Origin of the sequence: Paenibacillus sp. FSL W8-1187, assembly GCF_037965485.1 — a bacterium.
In the GTDB taxonomy this organism is placed as follows: domain Bacteria; phylum Bacillota; class Bacilli; order Paenibacillales; family Paenibacillaceae; genus Paenibacillus_O; species Paenibacillus_O pasadenensis.
The window spans coordinates 5503613-5521983 of sequence record NZ_CP150181.1 but is presented as its reverse complement, the minus strand read 5'-3'; the positions used below and the strand labels follow the sequence as shown (position 1 = coordinate 5521983).

Annotated in this window: 18 protein-coding genes; 11 read left to right on the top strand and 7 right to left on the bottom strand. The window is 61.6% G+C overall.

Annotated elements, in window-relative coordinates:
- Positions 1-16 precede the first annotated feature (16 nt).
- Positions 17-1591 carry an ABC-F family ATP-binding cassette domain-containing protein gene (locus tag NYE40_RS23775; protein WP_339279071.1) on the top strand — a complete coding sequence of 525 codons (1575 nt, stop codon included), beginning with the start codon at positions 17-19 and terminating at the stop codon, positions 1589-1591.
- A gap of 282 nt (positions 1592-1873) precedes the next feature.
- Here the strand turns inward: NYE40_RS23775 and NYE40_RS23770 are convergent, their stop codons facing one another.
- On the bottom strand, positions 1874-3253 hold the full coding sequence (locus NYE40_RS23770) for a PLP-dependent aminotransferase family protein (RefSeq protein WP_339279070.1): 1380 nt from the start codon (positions 3251-3253) through the stop codon (positions 1874-1876).
- 111 nt (positions 3254-3364) lie between these two features.
- Here NYE40_RS23770 and NYE40_RS23765 point away from each other — a divergent pair, with 111 nt between their 5' ends.
- From NYE40_RS23765 to NYE40_RS23755, 3 genes are all read left to right on the top strand, one after another.
- The gene (locus NYE40_RS23765) at positions 3365-3796 is read left to right on the top strand and encodes a GNAT family N-acetyltransferase (RefSeq protein WP_339279069.1); all 432 of its coding nucleotides are present in this window, start codon (positions 3365-3367) and stop codon (positions 3794-3796) included.
- Between the two features lie 145 nt (positions 3797-3941).
- Positions 3942-4373 carry a VOC family protein gene (locus tag NYE40_RS23760; RefSeq protein WP_339279068.1) on the top strand — a complete coding sequence of 144 codons (432 nt, stop codon included), beginning with the start codon at positions 3942-3944 and terminating at the stop codon, positions 4371-4373.
- Between the two features lie 17 nt (positions 4374-4390).
- Complete coding sequence (locus tag NYE40_RS23755; RefSeq protein ID WP_028600148.1) at positions 4391-4981, top strand: TetR/AcrR family transcriptional regulator; 591 nt, start codon at positions 4391-4393, stop codon at positions 4979-4981.
- Between the two features lie 11 nt (positions 4982-4992).
- Here the strand turns inward: NYE40_RS23755 and NYE40_RS23750 are convergent, their stop codons facing one another.
- On the bottom strand, positions 4993-6351 hold the full coding sequence (locus NYE40_RS23750) for an MATE family efflux transporter (protein ID WP_028600149.1): 1359 nt from the start codon (positions 6349-6351) through the stop codon (positions 4993-4995).
- 140 nt (positions 6352-6491) lie between these two features.
- Here NYE40_RS23750 and NYE40_RS23745 point away from each other — a divergent pair, with 140 nt between their 5' ends.
- From NYE40_RS23745 to NYE40_RS23720, 6 genes are all read left to right on the top strand, one after another.
- Positions 6492-7175: a TetR family transcriptional regulator gene (locus NYE40_RS23745; RefSeq protein WP_339279067.1), complete on the top strand. Its 684-nt coding sequence runs from the start codon at positions 6492-6494 to the stop codon at positions 7173-7175.
- Complete coding sequence (locus NYE40_RS23740; RefSeq protein WP_339279066.1) at positions 7172-8161, top strand: alpha/beta hydrolase; 990 nt, start codon at positions 7172-7174, stop codon at positions 8159-8161. The genes NYE40_RS23745 and NYE40_RS23740 overlap by 4 nt, the downstream gene beginning before the upstream one ends.
- Positions 8162-8246: 85 nt before the next feature.
- On the top strand, positions 8247-9143 hold the full coding sequence (locus NYE40_RS23735; RefSeq protein ID WP_339279065.1) for a helix-turn-helix domain-containing protein: 897 nt from the start codon (positions 8247-8249) through the stop codon (positions 9141-9143).
- A gap of 57 nt (positions 9144-9200) precedes the next feature.
- Complete coding sequence (locus NYE40_RS23730) at positions 9201-9557, top strand: nucleotide excision repair endonuclease (protein ID WP_028600151.1); 357 nt, start codon at positions 9201-9203, stop codon at positions 9555-9557.
- 200 nt (positions 9558-9757) lie between these two features.
- Positions 9758-10090 (top strand): metalloregulator ArsR/SmtB family transcription factor, encoded by a 333-nt coding sequence (locus tag NYE40_RS23725; protein ID WP_101807486.1) that lies wholly within the window; start codon positions 9758-9760, stop codon positions 10088-10090.
- A 65-nt stretch (positions 10091-10155) separates the two neighbouring features.
- The gene (locus NYE40_RS23720) at positions 10156-11709 is read left to right on the top strand and encodes an MFS transporter (protein ID WP_101807487.1); all 1554 of its coding nucleotides are present in this window, start codon (positions 10156-10158) and stop codon (positions 11707-11709) included.
- An 87-nt stretch (positions 11710-11796) separates the two neighbouring features.
- Here the strand turns inward: NYE40_RS23720 and NYE40_RS23715 are convergent, their stop codons facing one another.
- The 5 genes from NYE40_RS23715 to NYE40_RS23695 form a co-directional block, all read right to left on the bottom strand.
- Complete coding sequence (locus NYE40_RS23715) at positions 11797-12609, bottom strand: ABC transporter ATP-binding protein (protein WP_339279064.1); 813 nt, start codon at positions 12607-12609, stop codon at positions 11797-11799.
- A 2-nt stretch (positions 12610-12611) separates the two neighbouring features.
- Positions 12612-13643, bottom strand: a complete 1032-nt coding sequence (locus NYE40_RS23710) for an iron chelate uptake ABC transporter family permease subunit (RefSeq protein ID WP_101807489.1) — start codon at positions 13641-13643, stop codon at positions 12612-12614.
- Complete coding sequence (locus NYE40_RS23705; RefSeq protein WP_339279063.1) at positions 13640-14683, bottom strand: iron ABC transporter permease; 1044 nt, start codon at positions 14681-14683, stop codon at positions 13640-13642. The genes NYE40_RS23710 and NYE40_RS23705 overlap by 4 nt, the downstream gene beginning before the upstream one ends.
- Positions 14676-15758, bottom strand: coding sequence for an iron-siderophore ABC transporter substrate-binding protein (locus NYE40_RS23700; protein ID WP_101807491.1), 1083 nt, complete (start codon positions 15756-15758; stop codon positions 14676-14678). The genes NYE40_RS23705 and NYE40_RS23700 overlap by 8 nt, the downstream gene beginning before the upstream one ends.
- 187 nt (positions 15759-15945) lie before the next feature.
- Positions 15946-17169, bottom strand: a complete 1224-nt coding sequence (locus NYE40_RS23695) for a Tm-1-like ATP-binding domain-containing protein (RefSeq protein WP_101807492.1) — start codon at positions 17167-17169, stop codon at positions 15946-15948.
- A 237-nt stretch (positions 17170-17406) separates the two neighbouring features.
- Between NYE40_RS23695 and NYE40_RS23690 the strand changes: the two genes are divergently transcribed.
- Positions 17407-18240 (top strand): phosphoenolpyruvate hydrolase family protein, encoded by an 834-nt coding sequence (locus NYE40_RS23690; RefSeq protein ID WP_339279062.1) that lies wholly within the window; start codon positions 17407-17409, stop codon positions 18238-18240.
- Positions 18241-18371: the final 131 nt, after the last annotated feature.

Genomic DNA, 18371 nt, shown 5'->3' with positions numbered 1-18371 from the left:
CAGAAGGGTGAGAGCCATGAGCGTCATACGGTTGGAGAACGTTACGAAGAAGTATGAGGAGTCCGTAATTTTTCGCGATATCTATTTTAGGGTCATGCAAGGGGAACGCATCGGCCTGATCGGACGGAACGGCGCAGGCAAGTCTACGGTGTTCAAGCTCATTATGGGCAAGGAAGAGCCGACGTCCGGCAGAGTAGAGATCGATCCTAAGGTGAAAATCGGATATTTCTCGCAATTCTCGGAATTAAGCGGAAGCCTGTCCGTTCAACAAGAACTGGAAATGTGCTTCGAGCAGGTTGCATGTATCGAACGAGAGCTGCAAGAGGTCGGAGAGAAGCTGGGTTTGTCTCCGGACGATAACGAAATGGAGGAGCTGCTGGCGAGGCAGGCGGAGCTGTTCGAGCAAATGGATCATCTCGACGGCTGGAACGTGTCGATCGAGATCAACACCGTGCTCACGAAGCTGGGATTCAATGACCGATCCCGCAATCAGCCGATCGATGAGCTGTCCGGGGGATGGCGCAACCGCGCGGCGCTCGCCAAGATGCTCATTGAGCTGCCCGATGTCGTTCTGCTCGACGAGCCTACCAATTATTTGGATATAGAAGGCATCACATGGCTGGAGCAGTGGCTGTACCGGTTCAAGGGAGCCATGATTCTGGTGTCGCATGATCGGCAATTCATCGACAAGGTCGTCACGCGTACCATCGAGATTGAAAATTACCATTTTCAGCAATACGAAGGCAACTACACCGAATACGTCCGCAAGAAGAAGATGCGCAAGAAGGAGCTGGACCGCCAGTTCGAATGGGAGGAACAGCTGCTGCTCCTGGAGTCCGAGGAGATCGACAACCGCGCGAATAGGAAAGCGGCTTCCAAGGATCGTCTTTCGCGCAAGCTGGCGGACAACAAGAAGCGGATCGAGCCGCATCCCGTCAACGTGCTGATTACCGATATCTACGAGAAACTGCGCTTCCCGGACAAGCTATGCGAAGTGAAGAAGATCGGGCAGACCTACGAAGGCAGGCAGATCTTCGAGAACGTCAGCTTCGATATTCAGAAGGAGGATCGCCTGGTCATCACCGGACCGAACGGAAGCGGGAAGTCCACGCTCATCAAGGTGCTCACGGGGACGGAGAAGCCGGAGTCAGGAGAGGTCATCTGGGAGAAGGGCGTCAGCTACGCCTACTTCAACCGAATGTGGGAGGAACTTCACCCTAAGGATACTGTCAGTCACGCGGTGAATACGTATGGATTGGGACTGGACGCCCCTCGCAAAAAAGTGGCCAAATTCTTAGCGATGCTGCAATTCTCGGAGGCGGATCTGAGCAAAGCGATCGGCCATCTGTCCGGCGGGCAGAAGGCTCGAGTGGCGCTTGCCAAGTGCCTTCTGTCGGGTGCGGCGGTTATCGTCTTGGACGAGCCGACCAACCATCTGGATCTCATGAGCATTCAGGTCATGGAGCAGGCGCTGATCCATTTTCCCGGGGCCGTCATTACGGTAAGCCATGATCGCTTCTTCATCGATAAGATCGGGACGAAAATGCTGACCTTCGATCCGGCAGCGGGAGTGACGGAGCAGAGGTTGTAGAGGCGGCGAGCCTTGTCATAAGTAACGGCAATGACGGATGCAATAGGGATAGGCTACGCGTACGCCATCACGCGGAACCAGGAGCAGGCCAAGGATAGTGCGCAGGAGGTCTTTCTCAAAGCCTTCCATCATGTGGGCTCGTTCAAGGGAGCCGGACTCGTTGGTCCGGGTGAGCTAGCGGAGGCGGGCCGCGATGCGCAGCGCATGGTCGTTCACTTCGCTGACCATCCAGTTTTGTATTCCGACACGCCTCTCGTAAGCTCAAGTATCCTTCCCAAGGAGTCAGATCCAGGCAATCGCCGATCGGCCCGGCTCAGCAGGCCTTCCCCGGCCCGCAAGCTCGTCCGCCGTCTGGCTGATGATGCGGATGCCTTGCTCGATCTGGTGCTCGTTCGTGCGGATGATGCTGAGGCGCCAGCTGTTCGAGCTCCGCGTACCGGGCAGGTAGCAGGGCGTCGTAGGGAAGACGAGCACGTCCTTCTGGCGAAGAGCCGCGGCCAGCTCCTCTGCACCGAGATGCTCGGGCAGCTCGAGGCAGGCGAAGATGCCTCCGGCGGATGGGCTCAGCCGGAAGCCTCCGCGCAAGTGCCGGCCGCATGCCTCCTCCAGCGCCTGCATCCGCTTGCGATAGCGGTCCTTCGTCCTATCGGCGTGGCGCTGGAACAGCCCGCTGCCCAGGTGGATCTCCAATGCGGCCTGGGACAGGGCGGCCGTGCTCAGGTCGCTCATCGACTTGTACCTTCGGAACATGGGGACGAATGCCTCCGGCAGCACGGCGGCGCCGAGCCGCAGGCCGGGAAACATCGTCTTGGAGAAGCTGCGGATGTAGATGACGCGGCCCGACCGGTCGTAGCTGAAGATCGGATCGGACTTGCGGTCCGTCTCCAGGTCGGCGAGGTAGTCGTCCTCCACGATGTACACGTCATGCCTGTCCGCCAGGTCGGCGAGGGCCTCTTTTTCGCGGCGGGACAGGCTGGTGCCGAGCGGGTTGTGGTAGCGGGGAACCGTGTAGAAAAAGCGGATAGAATTGCTCCGGAAATGCCGCTCCACTTCCTCCAGGTCAAGGCCGGATTCCGTTCGGGGAATTCCGATCGCGGTCGCCCCGAGGAGATCCAGCGCCTTCAGCATCCCGGCATAGCAGGGCTGCTCGACCAATATCGTCGATTTCCCGTTCGGAAACGGCATGGACGCAAGCAAGTGCAGAGCCTGCTGGGAGCCGGAGACGACGCAGATCCGCTCAGGCCCGGCAAAAACTTGGGCGGCGGCCAGATGGCGGGACAGCGCTTCGCGCAGCGAGGGGAATCCAAACGGATCTCCGTAGGCGAACAGCTGGTCGCCGTACAGCTGCACCGCCCGATTCAGCCCATGCTGCAGCTCCTCGTACGGGATGAGGCCCGGATCGGGAGCGGCCGCGGCAAAATCGATCCGTCCTTGCGGCGGATCGTCGGACGGGGAGGAGCGGACGAGGACGTAGTGGCCGCTTTTGGGGACCGAGTAGATCAGATGCTCCTTCTCCAATTCGTCGACGGCCCGGATGACGGTGTTCTTGCTGCATGCCCACTGCAGGCTGAGCTCCCGGATGGACGGCAGCTTGGCTCCCGGCTTGATCGCTCCGCTGTTGATCTGCTGCTTCAGCCCGTCCCTTACCTTCGCATACTTCATGATCCTCCGCCCCGATCTGTATGGGTATAGAACTGTCCTAATTCCGTATTCGGCTTCAACTGGAACCATTATACTGAACCCATCTCGATCTTGAACAGGAGGAACTTGTCGATGGAATGGATTCCGGGCGATCTGCCTTACCGAATGAGCGACCGTACTGAGGAGCTGCAGCCGGACGTGGTTGTCGGCTTGCTGCAGGGCAGCTACTGGGCTGCGGATAGGTCGAAGGAGACGATCCTGAACAGCTGGCGGGACTCGCTTTGCTTCGGGGTTTACGGCGAGGACGGAGTCCAAGTCGCGTTCATGCGCGTCGTGACCGACGGAGCGACCTTTGCCTGGCTGTGCGATGTCATCGTCGTCCCGGAGCATCGGGGAAAAGGGCTCGGCAAATGGATGATGTCGGTTCTGATCGGCCATCCTCGCCTTCGCGGCACGGCGATTCATCTCGGCACGCGGGACGCGCATGGATTGTATGAGCAATACGGCTTTGAGCGAAGGGAAACGATGGTCCGCCGCGCGGCAGCAGTGGGAAGGGCAATTTGAGATGATTCAAAAAAGACACCTCTAGTCGGGTTCCTCCTCGCGAGGAGAACATGCTGGAGGTGTCTTATGATTTAATCAATCTATTTACATACATACAGTATGTATGTTATTGTAAAAGCATTCCAAGCCGAAAGGGGCATTTCGCATGAAAGCATCCAGTTTCTATCCGGTCCTGTTGACGGATCAGGTTCGTTCTACGGCGTCGTTTTACGAGGAGCACTTCGGCTTCCAAAAAGTGTTCGAGGCAGACTGGTACGTCAGCCTAAAACTGTCCGGCGAGAAAGTTTCGTACGAGCTGGCCGTCCTGGACGCGGCGCATCCCACGATTCCAGAGCCGTACCGGACCCGTACGAACGGACTCATTCTGAACTTCGAAGTGGAGGATGTCGATGCCCAGTACGATCGCCTCATCCGCGATGCCGGGCTGCCGCTGGCGCTCGAGCTCCGGAGCGAGGACTTCGGCCAGCGGCACTTCATCACATCCGATCCGAACGGCGTGCTGATCGATGTCATCACCGTCATCCCTCCTTCGGACGGATACAGCGAGCAGTATTCCGAACAAATTTGGAACGAATAATAGAAAGAGGACTGCCTGTGAAAAGAAGCAAGGAAGAAGCGGCGGAAACGATCCGCAAGCTGATGGAGGTCGCCCGGAGCCATTTTGCCGAACATGGCTATGCGGAGGCGGCATTGGAGTCGATCGTGCAAGAGGCGGGCCTGACGCGCGGGGCGGTCTATCATCATTTTCGCAGCAAGAAGGATCTGTTCCGGGCGGTGCTCGCCGATGTCCAGCAAGACGTCGCGGAGAGGGTGGAGAGCGAGGCGGCGACCAGCGAGGAGATGGGGGAGCAGCTCTACTTGGGCTGCCGCGCGTTCATCCTGGCGGCGATCGAGGATCGCAACCGGCGCATCCTGCTGATCGACGGCCCGGCGATCGTGGGCTGGGAAGCATGGAGAGAGATGGACCGCCATCATTCCATGCGGCTGCTGAGAGAGCAGCTCGGCCTGATGCAGGAGCACGGCTATGTTCGGCCCATGCCCCTCGACGCTTTGGTCCACTTCATTTCGGGCGGCCTGAACGAGACGGCGCTGTGGCTTGCCGGTGCGTCGGTGGAGCCCGACGCCCAGGAGGAGACGATGAAGATGCTCGCATTCCTGCTGGATGGACTGAAAAAGCAAAGCTAGCGCCGATAGGACTACCCTCCCTGCACGAGACCTTCCAGATCCGGCTGCAGCTTTTTGCGCAGCGCATACAGCAGGATGGCTCCGACCAGGAATGCGGCCGCATCCGCGAAGACGAGCGACCAGACCACGCCATGGAAGCCATGCAGTCGGTCGGCGAAGTACAGCACGGGAATCAGGGTAATCCCCTGGATCACGGACATAATAAACGCTGCGGTTCCTTGCGCGGTCGCCTGGAAGATGCCGACGAACAGCGTGGTCAGGCCGGTGATGAACAGCGACAGGAACGTCACATGCAGGATGTAGCTGCCCATCTCGATCAGGTGCGGATCGTTCGTGAACCATCCGATCAGGTGGTCGGACACGAGGTAGACGATGACGCCGAACGAGGCGGCCAGCGCCAGGATCGTCTTGATCGTGAAGCCGATCGTCTGCTTCATGCGCCCTTTGTTCGCGGCGAATGAGAAGGCGATGAGCGGCACGACTCCTTCGCATAACCCCATCAGGATGAACTCGGGAAATTGCAGCAGCCGGGAGGAGATTCCGTAAGCGGCAACGGCCGGGTCGCCGTACTCCACGAGGTAATGGTTCAGGATGAGCGACATCGCCCCGAGGAAGACGCTCATGATGAAGACGGGAACGCCGATTTTGAATACGTTGGCCAGAATCTTTCGGCTCGCCTTGAACCAGCGGGCCGAGACGGTGAGGAACCGGCTCTTGACTCCGATATGATAGGCGTAGAACGCGCTCGCGACCCCGTTGGAAACGACGGTGGCGGACGCGACGCCGACTACGCCCCAGTCGAGCACGAAGACGGCGATCGCATCGAGCGCGATGTTGACGGCTACGCTCAGCATCATGCCGGCCATCGAGGTGACGGCCGCCCCCTCGGCGCGCACGATGTTCTCCAGCGTGAAGAACAGGACGACCAGCGGCGAGCCGATCAGCATGACCGTCACATAATCCTTGGTGAATCCGAAGGAATCCGGCGTCGCCCCGAGGCTATGGACGATCGGATCGATCAGCGGGAGGCCGATCGCCATGACGATCAGACCGAGGACGAGGCTGCTGTAAAAGGCGAAGGACGAGACCTGCTTCGCCTCGTCATAGCTCCTCTCGCCCAGCAGGCGGGAGATGAAGGTGCCGCTGCCCATCCCGATCAGGTTGCCCAGCGCCATGATGATCGCGAACAGCGGCAGCGTCAGCGCGAGCGCGGTCAGCATGGCCGTGTCGCGGAGCGTCCCGAGGAAGTAGGCGTTCAAGATGGAATAGATGACGCTCATCGACGTGCCGAGCATCATCGGGACGGCGAAGTGGGCGACGGCTTTGGCGATCGGGGCTTTCTCGAAATAGTGAAGGTTTTCTGCATCCATGCGGATCCCGGCTTTCTAGGTTTATTTTTTTGAGATCAATCTAACGGCGTTAGGTTGTGCCTTACAGTGTTAGATGATATCATGGCCTTATGAACCTGTAAAGCATAAACTTACACCGTTAGATAAAAGGCGGGTGCCAGATGAAAAAGCAGCAGCCTTCGATTTCGGAGGACAAGATTCTCGGGGCTTCTTGGGAGCTTCTCGGCGAGGAGGGCATCGAGAAGTTCAGCATGAGGCGGCTGGCCGAGCGGCTGGGCATTCAGGCGCCCTCGCTCTACTGGCATTTCAAGAGCAAGCAGCAGCTGTACCAGCGCCTGGCCAACCAGGTGTCGAAACGGATTCTGGAGGAGTTCCGCTCGGCCGGGGACTGGAAGGAGCAGCTGGCGGCGCTGGCCGCCACGGTGCGGAGCGTGCTCGGCCGCTATCCTTGCTCGACGCAGCTCATGATGATGACGCTGCCCCACGAGCCGGACATCATCCGGTTCACCAACCGCATGCTGCTCTGCGTGGAAGAGACGCCGCTGGAGCAGGAGCAGAAGATGCAGGTCGTCACGACGCTGGTGAACTACGTCTTCTACTTCGTCCTGGACGACTATCAGCATGAGCGCAACGTCTCCGCCATCCTGAAGGACAAGGGAGCCGCTCCGGGCGACGAGATGGTCCGCCTGCTCGACTCCATGAACGATGCGGAAGCGGGACTGTTCCGACGGATGTTCACGAACGGGCTGTTCGAGCTGATGGGGACCGACCGCGCGTTCGAGTTCGGGGTCAGGCTGATTGTGCTGGGGATCGAACAAATCATTGAAGAGCAGGTGAAGCCATGAACGTGACTTCCGGCAGGATCGACAAGCAGCTGCGGTTTCGGGGCAAGCTGGTGGATTTTCTCCTGAGATCGAAAAGCGAAGCCAAGTGGATCGAGGCGATGCGCAAGTCGAAGAGGCGGTCGGACAAGTCCATCGGCAAAAATATCGAAGGCCTGTCGTGCAGCGAGGAGTGGATCCCGCGCCCGGACGGGTCGAAGCTGCGGATCCGCATCTATAAGCCGCTTCATTCGGAAGGCCGGCTGCCCGGCGTGCTGTGGCTTCACGGCGGCGGCTACGCGATGGGCAACCCGGAGCTGTTCGGGGATGCCTACAAGCGGCTGATCCGGGCGAGTCCGTGCGTAGTCGTCGCCCCCGACTACCGGCTGTCGATCGAGGCGCCATATCCGGCCGCTCTCGATGACGGCTATGAGGCGCTGCTGTGGCTGAAGGGCCATGCCGGAGATCTCGGCGTCCGAGACGACCAGCTCATGGTCGGCGGCGAGAGCGCGGGAGGCGGACTGGCCGCTGCCATCGCCCTGTACGCCAGAGATCGGGGAGAAGTGAGCCTTGCCTTCCAGATGCCGCTCTATCCGATGCTCGATGACCGGATGAGGACGGACTCGGCCAAGGACAACGACGCGCCGATCTGGAACTCCCGCTACAACGAGTGGGCTTGGAAGCTGTATCTCGGCGATCGGTACGGAGGAGAGGTGCCGGCTTACGCGGCTGCAGCGCGAGCGGACGATTACCGCGGCCTGCCGCCCGCAGTCACCTTCGTCGGCGATATCGAGCCGTTCCGGGACGAGACGATTGAATATGTCGAGAACCTGCGCCAAGCCGGCGTGCCGGTCAAGTTCGAGCTGTTCCAAGGCTGCTATCACGGCTTCGACATCTTGAATCCGCATGCCGAGGTCAGTCGCAGGGCCACTGCTTTTTACCTCGAGGCGTTCAAGCATGCCGTGAGCCATTGCTATGCCGAGCAGCCCGATAAGGGCGCCGGCGGCTGAGGCCGGACGACAGGATGAAGCACGTCTGCACAGGCAGCGGGGGAGCGTTTCCTTTACTCTGATAGCAGAAAGGAGAGGAGAGCGGATGGAGTCGCTTCGAATGCTGCGGCTGGCGATCGATTATGTGGAGGACCATCTGCATGAGCCGATGGATATCGACGGCATCTCGAGGGCGGCGCTGTCCTCGAAGTACCATTTCCAGCGGATGTTCCATGCCGTGACGGGCTTTACGATCTCGGAATATGTGCGCAATCGCCGGCTTACGCTCGCCGCGGAAGAGCTGGCCGGAACGGACCGGAAGGTCGTCGATATCGCCCTGGGCTACGGATATGAGAGTCCGGAGGCGTTCGCCAAAGCCTTCCAGCGGCTTCACGGCGTGACGCCGTCTGCGGCCCGGCATAGGAATGTGAAGCTCAAAGCTTATCCTCGAATCTCCTTTCAAATCCAGATCAAAGGGGAGAGCGAGATGAACTATCGCCTTGCGGAGGATAAGGCTGCAACCGTCATCGGAAAGGAAATCGTGCTGAGCGGAGATCCGTTCGTGGACATTCCGGCATTTGTGGAGACGATCTGGAGGGACGGCACGCATGATGCCATCAACGAGGCCGCCGGCAGGCCGGCGGGATCGCTGTTGAACGGCTATCACTTCGACTTTCGCGAGGATGGGAGCAGGCGCTACCTGATGGGAGCCGAGGCGCCGGCAGGAGCGGCCGCTCCTGAGGGGCTGGCGATCCTTCCTCTTCCGGCTCAGACGTATGCGGTCTTTGAAAGCCGGGAGCCGATGGAGGGGGAGGGAGAGATCGGATTGGAGATCCTGAATGTCTGGAGGCGCGTCTACTCGGAGTGGTTCCCGTCCACGCAGTTTGAGCAAGTCGAGGGACCGTGCGTGGAGAAGTACGCCTGGACGGATGAGAGCCGCACCGAATCCGCATGCGAGGTCTGGATTCCGGTCCGCAGGCGCAGCGGGACATGCGGAGTATAAGCAGGTATAATAATAGAAATACCAATGAGACAGGCCCAGCAGAAGGAGCGAACGCGCATGATTCAGATCACCATTCCAAAACCGGACGTCACCCTATACAAGGAAAAGGATCCTCAGTCCAGCCATATTTACGGGTTTACGGATTTCCATCGGATCACAAGGGAAGAAGGCGGAATCTTCCTGTTCTACAACGACAAGGACGAGCTGCTGTTCGTCGGCAAGGCGCGCAAGCTGCGGCCCCGCATCAAGAAGCATTTCGAGGATGCGTCGTCCGTCATGAAGAACCATCGCAGCGAGGTCGCCAAGATCGAGGTGTGCCTGATCGAGGAGCCCATGCACCGGGAAATCTACGAAACCTATCTCATCAATCAGCTCAAGGCCAAGTACAACATCGAAAAGGTGTTTTATAAATAAGGACGGCAAGAAGGAAGGAGCCCCTTGGAGGGGCGCCTTCCTTTTTTGGCGGGCTGTCCTCGCAGGCGGCTCCGTTGCGGATGGATTTGGCAAAGAAGACCTGGATCTCCCGTTCAGCCCGCTGTCCGGCTGGATGCTCTCGAAGATTTTTGTTTACATGTGCACACAAATGCATATAATAAAAGGCAGGCGGTGAGAGGATGGGACTTGGTCACGATCCGAACAAGTGCAAGAAGCTGATCGAAGACAACATCGACATTGAATACTACCGAGCCATTTTTGACCCGGTCCGAAGCGAGCTGCTGGTCTTCCTCTCCATCTATGGGGAAATGACCATCGGGCAGATCGCCGAGCACTTCCCCCAGAACCGATCCGTGATCTCTCGCCATCTGGACTACATGAATCGATTCGATATCGTGCAGAGAAGGAAAGAAGGCCGGGAAATCTACTACAAAGCCAACCAGCACGGTGTCGTAGACCGGTTCGAAAAGACGGCGAGCAACATGAAAGCACTCTTGAACCTGCAGCCCTAGAGTGCTTTTCTTTTCCGCCAATAAGTGCATTTGTGTGCACAAAAACATGAAAAGAGGGACATCAAATGGAAAGCCATTCTAGAAAGTGGTGGGTTCTGATCATCGTCAGCTTAGGCGTGTTCATGGCCATGCTGGATCTCACCATCGTCAATGTCGCGCTGCCCGATATCCAACGAAGCTTCGCTTCCGACTTTTCGAATTTGCAATGGGTGCTGAATGCTTACACGCTGGTTTATGCGGCCCTGCTGTTGCCGATCTCCAAGCTGGGGGATGTCGTCGGACGCAAAAAAGTCTTTTTGACGGGGCTCGGCTTGTTCGTCATCGGCTCCTTGGCCTGCGGGCTCGCGGCCAGCGATGTGTGGCTGAACCTGTTCCGAGCCTTGCAAGGCATCGGCGGCGCGGCCATGATGTCCCTGTCGTTGACGATCGTCACTGCTTCTTTTCCCGACAGGCAAAGGGGACTTGCGCTGGGCATCTGGAGCAGCGTGGTCGGTCTGGCGATCTCAGCCGGTCCGCTTATCGGCGGGGCATTGGTGGACAGCTGGGGCTGGCGATCCATCTTCCTGGTCAATCTTCCTTTCGGCATCGCGGCTATTCTGTCAGGAATGCATTTCATCCGGGAGAGCGCTCGGAACAGCAAGGGGAGAATCGATTATCCAGGCTTCGCATTCAGCACGGCGATGATCTTCACGATGGTGCTCGCCTTGATCCAGAAGGAGATGCACCCGGATTATTCCTGGACGGACGGGCATGTTCTGGGCTTGTTCGGCGCATCGCTGCTCTTCTTCATCGCGTTTATCGTGACCGAGAGCAAGGTCGACCAGCCGATGATGGAATTGTCGATGTTCAAAAGCGCGGCGTTCAACGGCGCCAACATCGCGGCTTTCGTTCTGGGAGCGGGACTGTACGGGGGGTTCACTTACCTCACGATTCTGATGCAGAATTATATGGGCTACTCCGCTTTTGAAACGGGAGAGAGGATGCTCTTGATCAGCGGATTTACCCTTGTGCTAGGGCCGATGGCCGGGTTCTTATCCGGAAAAATCAGCGATCGGTGGCTGATCGGCGGAGCGCTGCTGATCGGGGCGATCGGAATCCTTGTCCTGCGCCATCGGATTCAAGTTCCCCTGGAATGGAGCCATCTGCTGGCGGGATTCATCCTTCTCGGCATCAGCAACGCGCTCGTGAATCCTCCCATCGCCAATGCCGCGATGAGTGCCGTCGACAAGAGCCAGGTCGGTATGGCTTCGGGAATGTTGAACGTCTTTCGGCAAGTCGGACTGTCCTTCGGCGTGGTCCTGCTCGGGATCAAGCTGACGGAAGGATATGACGAGTCGCTGGGCAAGCAAGTCGCGGCTCTTTCGAGCATGGACGTCGAATCGAAGAACAAGCTGCTCGAGCTGCTCCAGGAAGCGGGGGCTTTTGCCGGCTCGCAGCTTTTCGGCCGCGGGCAAGCGGAGGCGTTCCGGGCCCTCCCTGCTTTTCAGGACGCGAAGCCGATCGTGTTCCATGCGTTCAACGCCGGGATGAAAGAAGCGAGCCTGCTCATGGCCGTCTTCCTCCTGATCGGAACGGCGGCGAGCGCGGTCTTGATCCGCAAGCCTTCGCAGCGCGAGTAGGGGGCTGAGAGATAAAAAGCGCCCCCGCAGGGGCGCTTTTTTGGTGTCGCGGCGTTGCATCCGCCGCGGCCTCGGCCGCGGCTTCGTTCAGCTTCGTCCGGCCGACACGTGATGCCGGCCTCTCGGCACGACGAGCGGCGTGCGGGACACAGGGTCCTCGATGACGGTGCAGTCGAGGCCGAAGATGTCTTTGACCAGCGAGCCGGTGACGACGTCCGCCGGCGGGCCTTCGGCGACGAGCTTGCCTTCGTGCAGCGCGAAGATGTAGTCCGCGTACCGGGCGGACAGGTTGATGTCATGGAGCACCATGACGATCGTCGTGCCGTGGTTGCGGTTGAGGTCGGTGAGCAGGTCGAGGATCTCGACCTGATACGTGATGTCCAGGTACGTCGTCGGCTCGTCGAGGAACAGGATGTCGGTCTGCTGCGCGAGCGCCATGGCGATCCAGACACGCTGCCGCTGGCCGCCGGACAGCTCGTCGATCGGCTTGTCCGCGAACTCGGTCACCTGCATCAGGTCCATCGCCTCGGCGACGGCCGCCGTGTCCTTCTTGGACCAGCCGCCGAGCAGCGGCTGATGGGGGTAGCGTCCGCGTCCGACCAGATCGGCGACGGAGATGCCTTCCGGCACGATGGGCGACTGCGGCAGGATGCCGACCGTCCGCGCGAGCTGCTTGGGAGCGATCGAGCCGATGGACCGTCCGTCCAGCGTCACCTGGCCGGCGGACGGCTTGATGAGCCGCGCCAGCGTCTTGAGCAGCGTCGACTTGCCGCAGCCGTTGGCTCCGATGATGACGCTGATCCGGCCGGCCGGCACGACGAGGCTGACGCCGTCGACGACCGTCTTATGGTCATAGCCGGCTTCCAGCCGCTCGGCTTGGAACACAGGAGTCGGTTTCATGGTTACAATTCTCCCCTTCGATTCATGCGGACAAGCAGGAAGATCAGATACGGCGCGCCGAGCAGGCCGGTGACGATGCCGACCGGGAACCGGTACGCGAAGGCGAACTGGCCGATCAGATCGGCGGCCAGCACGAGGTTGACCCCGACCAGCCCGGCCGGCACGACGTTCGAGAAGCCGGCTCCGGCGAGCCGCTTGGCGATCGGTCCCGCCAGGAAGGAGACGAAGGCGATCGGCCCCGTCGTCGCCGTGGCGAGCGCGATCATGCAGACGGAGCCGAGGAACAGGGCGATCCGCGTCCGGTCGGCGCTGACGCCGAGCGAGGTGGCGGAGGATTCGCCGAGCTCCAGCACATGCAGCGGCTTGCCGAGCACGATGAGGAGCGGCGCGCAGATGAGCACGGACAGCGCCAGCGGCGGCAGCTCGTCCATCTGGGAGCCGTTGAGGCTGCCGGTCAGCCAGCGGACCGCCGCCGGCACGTCCTGCTCCGCGCTGACGAGCAGCAGGTACGAGATGACCGCGTCCAGCATCGCCTGGATGCCGATGCCGACGAGGATCAGCCGCCCGATGGAGAAGGACTTGCCCCGCGACAGCAGGTAGATGACGGCTACGGTCGCCAGGCCGGCGATGACCGAGGCGACGTAGATGACGGCGCCGCTCGCCTGCAGGATGACGATGCCGAACACGGCCGCCGCGCTCGAGCCGGAGGTGATGCCGATGACGTTGGGATTCGCCAGCGGATTGCGCAGCAGCGTCTGGAAGATGTAGCCGCCCATGCCGAAGGCGAGTCCCGCCAGCAGGCCGGCCAGCATCCTCGGAAGCCGGATCGTGTTGACGGCGAAGGAGACGCCTTTGAGCGGCTCGCCCGTGAGCGCCCGAATGACGTCCTGCACCGGATAGATCGTGCTGCCGAGCAGCAGCATGGCGCAGCAGAGCGCGAGCGCCAGCAGGGCGAGCAGCGACGTGACGGCGATCCAGCGGCGGCGCCGGACCCGGCGTCCCGCCGTGATGAGGGAGATCGAGGCCGCGCTCATAAGGAACGCACCCGCGCTCTCATCGCCAGCACGATCAGCAGCGGAGCGCCGATGAACGCGGTGACGACGCCGACCTCCAGCTCGCCGGGGCTGCCGGCCAGCCGGCCGACGATGTCGGACAGCGTCAGGATGGCGGCGCCCGCGATCGCGGACATCGGGATGACGTACCGCAGGTCAGGCCCCAGCACGAGCCGCATGAGATGGGTAGCCAGCAGCCCGATGAACCCGATCGGTCCCGCCAGCGCCGTCGTCGCTCCGCAGAGCAGCACGCCGGCCAGGGCCGCGACGAGCCGCAGGAACCCGGTACGGACGCCGAGGCCGGTCGCCGCGTCGTCCCCGAGCGCCAGCGCGTTGAGCGCCGGCGCGCACAGGATGGCGATCGCGATGCCGGCGAGCAGGAACGGCAGGAACGTTCCGATGCCGCTCCACGTCGCTGAGCCGACGCTGCCCACTTGCCAGAACCGGAACTGGTCCATGACGTAGGAGCGCGGGATCATGATGGCGGTGACGAGCGAGGACAGGGCGGCGCTTGTCGCCGCTCCCGCCAGAACGAGCTTAAGGGGCGTGGCGCCGCCACGTCCCATAGACCCGATGCCGAAGACGAACACGGCGGTGATCGCCGCTCCCGCCAAAGCCAGCCAGATGTACTGGCCCGCGGTGCTGATGTTCAGGAAAGCCAGTCCGCAGACGACGAACAGAGCGGCGCCGGTGTTGACGCCCAGGATGCTCGGATCGGCGATCGGATTGCGGGTGACCGCCTGCATGAGAGCCCCGGACACGCCGAGCGCTCCGCCGCAGCAGAGGGAGAAGACGGTCCGGGAGATCCGCTTGCGGACGACGTTCGCTCCGTACGTGTCCACCTGCGGATGGAACAAGCCGTCCATCAGCTCGTTCCACCGCACGAAGCGGGCGCCGAAGGCGAGGGAGGCGGCCACGCACAGCGCGAGCAGCACCAGGCCGACGATCAGCACCGCCGCGAAATGCTTCGGCGCCGGAGAGCCCGCTTGCGCATCCGGAATGGCCGCTGCCGGACTAGCCATTGCTCTTGCTGACGGCGTCTCCGATCAATTTCAGGTAGTCGTCGATCGTGTACGCGATGGAGAGCGGGTTCGGGTTGCCGGCTGCCGCCAGCGGCGTGCCGTTGCCGATGAAGACGACGGATCCGCGCTGGATCGCCGGAATCTTGCCCAGCACCGGATCGGCCTTGACCGCCTCATAGAGCGCTTCGTCGCCATAGCCGACCAGGATGTCGGCGTCGCTCAGCGCATCCGCGTTCTCCGCGCTCAGCTTGAGGGAGTAGGCCGTCGGATCGGTGATCTGGCTCGTGACGCTTTCCGGATAGTCCATGCCGAGCGAGATGAGGAACTCGCCGCGCGGGTCGGCCGGCGTGTACAGATGCAGCTGCGACATGTCCTTCGCGGAGAAGTTGACCCAGACGACCTTCTTGCCTTTGAACTGCGGGTACGCCGCGGCTTTTTCCTGGATGAGGGCTTCCGTGTCCTTGATGAGCTGCTCGCCTTCGGCCTTCATGCCCATGCCGGTCGCGTTGAGCAGCACTTGCTCGCGCCACGTCGTGGCCCAGGGAGCCTTTTCGTACGGCACGACCGGAGCGATCTGGCTCAGCGTGTCGTAATCTTCCTGCGTGATGCCGGAGTACGAGGCGAGGATGACGTCCGGATCGGAATCCGAGATCGCCTCGAAGTCAAGGCCGTCCGTATCCTGGTACACGTTGGGCTTGTCCACGCCGAGCTCCTTGAGCTTGGCGGCGGTCCAAGGGAGCAGGCCGCTGTCGTCCTGCACGCCGTAGTTGGCCGCGGAGAAGCCGACCGGCACGACGCCGAGCGCGAGGACGACGTCGTGGTTCGCCCACTGGACCGTCGCGACGCGCTCCGGCTTGCTGTCGATGGTCGTTTCTCCGAAGGCGTGCTTGATGACGATCGGATAGTCGGAAGCCGGCGTCGCGGTCGCCGCCGCGGTAGGCGCGGCGCTCGGAGACGGGCTCGGCGAGGAGGCCGGGGCGTTGTTGGACGTGCTGGAGCAGCCGGCGAGCGCGAGCGTCAGCGCGGCGGCCAGGAGCGGGAGGCGGAGGGAGAAGCGGCGGTTCAAGGCATTCATGGTGGATGACCCTTCCTTGTCTGTATTGGATTTAGATGCTGATAATGATTATCAACGTCAATGATAGCCCCCTTTTGAAAGGCTTGTCAATAAAAGCAACCGAAAAAGGCTGCCCGCAGGGGCAGCCTCTTGGACTGAATCATCCGATGCCATTTCGCTAGGGGGGACCGGAAGCGGCCTATTCCGTTCAGTGGACGGCAGCCTGGCGCATCAGCTCGACGAGCCGCTCGGCCATGGCGAGCGCGAACGCTTCGTCGTTGAGGTTGTTCTCCATCTCGATGATCTCGACGCGCGTCGGGTCGAGATGCTGCTTGAGGGAGAAGAAGAGGGCGGCGTCCTCGTCGGGCCCATGGAACGGCTGGCCCTCGGCGTCGAGCAGGGAGACGCCATGGAGCGGCAGGAACATCGCGCACGAAGCTCGGCTCCGGTTCAGCTTGGCGGCGATGATCTCGCCCAGGCGCAGGTTTTCCTCCGCATCGGTGCGCATGAGGGTGATCGTCGCGTTGTGGCGGTACAGGTTGCGCCCGGCGAACTTCTCGGGAACGGTATCCCATGGGCCGAAATTGACCATGTCCAGTGCGCCGGTCGAGACGACTTGCGGAATGCCGGCGCGGGCGGCCGCCTCCAGGCGCTGCGGCCCGGCGGAGAGCTCGCCGCCGACGAGCTCGTCGCACCATTCGGTCGTCGTGACGTCCAGCACGCCGGCGATGAAGCCGCTGTCGATGAGCGCCTCCATCGCCCTCCCTCCGCTGCCGGTCGCATGGAACACCAGCACCTCGTAGCCGCTGCGCTCCAGGTATTCCCGTGCCGCCGTGACGCAGGGCGTCGTGACGCCGAACATCGTCGCCGCCACGAGCGGCTTGTCCTCCAGCCGTGGAGGCGAGCCTGCCGCCATGCCCGCGATGGCATGGGCGGCGTTGGACAGGATGCTCGCCGACAGGCGGTTGATGCCGGACACGTCCACGACCGAATACATCATCGCGATATCCTTCTCGCCGACGTAGGGCCGCGTATTGCCCGATGCGACGGTCGATACCATGAGCTTGGGAACCCCGATCGGGAGAGCCTGCATCGCATAGGTGCCGATCGTCGTGCCCGCCGAGCCGCCGAGCCCGATCACTCCGGCCACCCGGCCTTCCCGATGCAGACCGCCCAGCAGCGCCGCCGCGCCTTTCATCATGACGTCCATCGCGGCGCCGCGGTCCCTGCCGTCGATCAGCTCCTGCAGCGGAACGCCTCCGGCGCGGGCGACCTCCTCGTTCGACAGATCCGCCTGCCCGGTCAACGCTTCGAATACGCCTGCATCCAGGACGATCGTGGCGACGCCGGCGCCTTCGATCCGTTCCCGCAGGAACATGATTTCGGCTCCCTTCGTATCCAGAGTGCCGATGATAATTACGCTTCGGTTCATGCCCGATTTCCCGCCTCCCCATGATGACTGCGCTTACATGTCTTTACTTTCTCAAAGTCGGGCGGACGAGTAAATAGAGAATGGTAGGCTGCTTTAGGATTATGATAGGGAGTTTTCCGCAACTTGCGATGAAAGTGCTAGGAAGCATAACGATCGTCCCTGTCGAACGTCGGGCTCATCCTTCATACTGGAGGCATGCAGGCGGCGAACGGCCGCACGAGAAAGGAAGGCGACGTCATGGCTTCGAATAGAGGACCGATCCTGAATCGGCTCAGGGAGAAGGTCAAGGAAGGCGGCTACATCATCGGCGGAGGCGCCGGCACCGGCATCAGCGCGAAGTTCGAGGAGGAGGGCGGCATCGATCTGATCGTCATCTACAACTCGGGCCGTTACCGCATGGCGGGCCATGGCTCCTTGGCGGGCCTGATGCCGTACGGAGACGCCAACGCGATCGTCATGGAGATGGCAAGCGAGGTGCTGCCCGTCGTGAAGCGGACGCCCGTGCTCGCCGGGGTATGCGGGACCGATCCGATGCGGATCATGAGCCGGTTCTTGCGCCAGATCCGGGAGGAAGGGTTCGGCGGGGTGCAGAATTTCCCGACCGTCGGCCTGATCGACGGCCACTTCCGCGCGAACCTGGAGGAAACGGGAATGGGCTACGCCAAGGAGGTCGAGATGATCCGCATGGCGCATGAGCTGGATCTGCTGACGACCCCGTACGTGTTCGACGAGGACGATGCCGTGCAAATGACGCGCGCCGGGGCGGACATCCTCGTCGTGCATCTCGGCCTGACGACGTCCGGCGCGATCGGGGCGCGGACGGCCCTGACGCTCGACCAGGGGGTCGAGAGGGTCCGCTCGATCGCCCGCGCGGCGCTGGAGGTCCGGCCGGACATCCTGATCCTCTGCCACGGCGGGCCGATCGCCGAGCCGGAGGATGCCGCCTATGTGCTGGAGCGCTGTCCGGAGATCCACGGCTTCTACGGAGCGAGCTCTATGGAAAGGCTGCCGACCGAGCGGGCGATCCGCGACCAGACGGAACGGTTCGCGAAGCTGCGCCGCGAGCCGTGACGGCAAGGCCCGGCTCATGCGTGAGCCAAGACCGCAAGGCTCTGCCCGTTGGGGCAGAGCCTTTTTGGCGTCGGCCGGCGCTGAAACCGTGCCTTTTGAACGCCGTATCCCTCAAATGGTAGAATATAGGA

What these genes read in the sequence shown, in the direction of transcription:
- NYE40_RS23745 (WP_339279067.1), top strand. Translation starts at nt 6,492, where the DNA reads ATGAAAAAGCAGCAGCCTTCGATTTCGGAGGACAAGATTCTCGGGGCT.
- NYE40_RS23740 (WP_339279066.1), top strand. Translation starts at nt 7,172, where the DNA reads ATGAACGTGACTTCCGGCAGGATCGACAAGCAGCTGCGGTTTCGGGGC.
- NYE40_RS23775 (WP_339279071.1), top strand. Translation starts at nt 17, where the DNA reads ATGAGCGTCATACGGTTGGAGAACGTTACGAAGAAGTATGAGGAGTCC.
- NYE40_RS23705 (WP_339279063.1), bottom strand. Translation starts at nt 14,683, where the DNA reads ATGGCTAGTCCGGCAGCGGCCATTCCGGATGCGCAAGCGGGCTCTCCG.
- NYE40_RS23750 (WP_028600149.1), bottom strand. Translation starts at nt 6,351, where the DNA reads ATGGATGCAGAAAACCTTCACTATTTCGAGAAAGCCCCGATCGCCAAA.
- NYE40_RS23770 (WP_339279070.1), bottom strand. Translation starts at nt 3,253, where the DNA reads ATGAAGTATGCGAAGGTAAGGGACGGGCTGAAGCAGCAGATCAACAGC.
- NYE40_RS23760 (WP_339279068.1), top strand. Translation starts at nt 3,942, where the DNA reads ATGAAAGCATCCAGTTTCTATCCGGTCCTGTTGACGGATCAGGTTCGT.
- NYE40_RS23725 (WP_101807486.1), top strand. Translation starts at nt 9,758, where the DNA reads ATGGGACTTGGTCACGATCCGAACAAGTGCAAGAAGCTGATCGAAGAC.
- NYE40_RS23720 (WP_101807487.1), top strand. Translation starts at nt 10,156, where the DNA reads ATGGAAAGCCATTCTAGAAAGTGGTGGGTTCTGATCATCGTCAGCTTA.
- NYE40_RS23730 (WP_028600151.1), top strand. Translation starts at nt 9,201, where the DNA reads ATGATTCAGATCACCATTCCAAAACCGGACGTCACCCTATACAAGGAA.
- NYE40_RS23715 (WP_339279064.1), bottom strand. Translation starts at nt 12,609, where the DNA reads ATGAAACCGACTCCTGTGTTCCAAGCCGAGCGGCTGGAAGCCGGCTAT.
- NYE40_RS23735 (WP_339279065.1), top strand. Translation starts at nt 8,247, where the DNA reads ATGGAGTCGCTTCGAATGCTGCGGCTGGCGATCGATTATGTGGAGGAC.
- NYE40_RS23700 (WP_101807491.1), bottom strand. Translation starts at nt 15,758, where the DNA reads ATGAATGCCTTGAACCGCCGCTTCTCCCTCCGCCTCCCGCTCCTGGCC.
- NYE40_RS23765 (WP_339279069.1), top strand. Translation starts at nt 3,365, where the DNA reads ATGGAATGGATTCCGGGCGATCTGCCTTACCGAATGAGCGACCGTACT.
- NYE40_RS23690 (WP_339279062.1), top strand. Translation starts at nt 17,407, where the DNA reads ATGGCTTCGAATAGAGGACCGATCCTGAATCGGCTCAGGGAGAAGGTC.
- NYE40_RS23710 (WP_101807489.1), bottom strand. Translation starts at nt 13,643, where the DNA reads ATGAGCGCGGCCTCGATCTCCCTCATCACGGCGGGACGCCGGGTCCGG.
- NYE40_RS23695 (WP_101807492.1), bottom strand. Translation starts at nt 17,169, where the DNA reads ATGAACCGAAGCGTAATTATCATCGGCACTCTGGATACGAAGGGAGCC.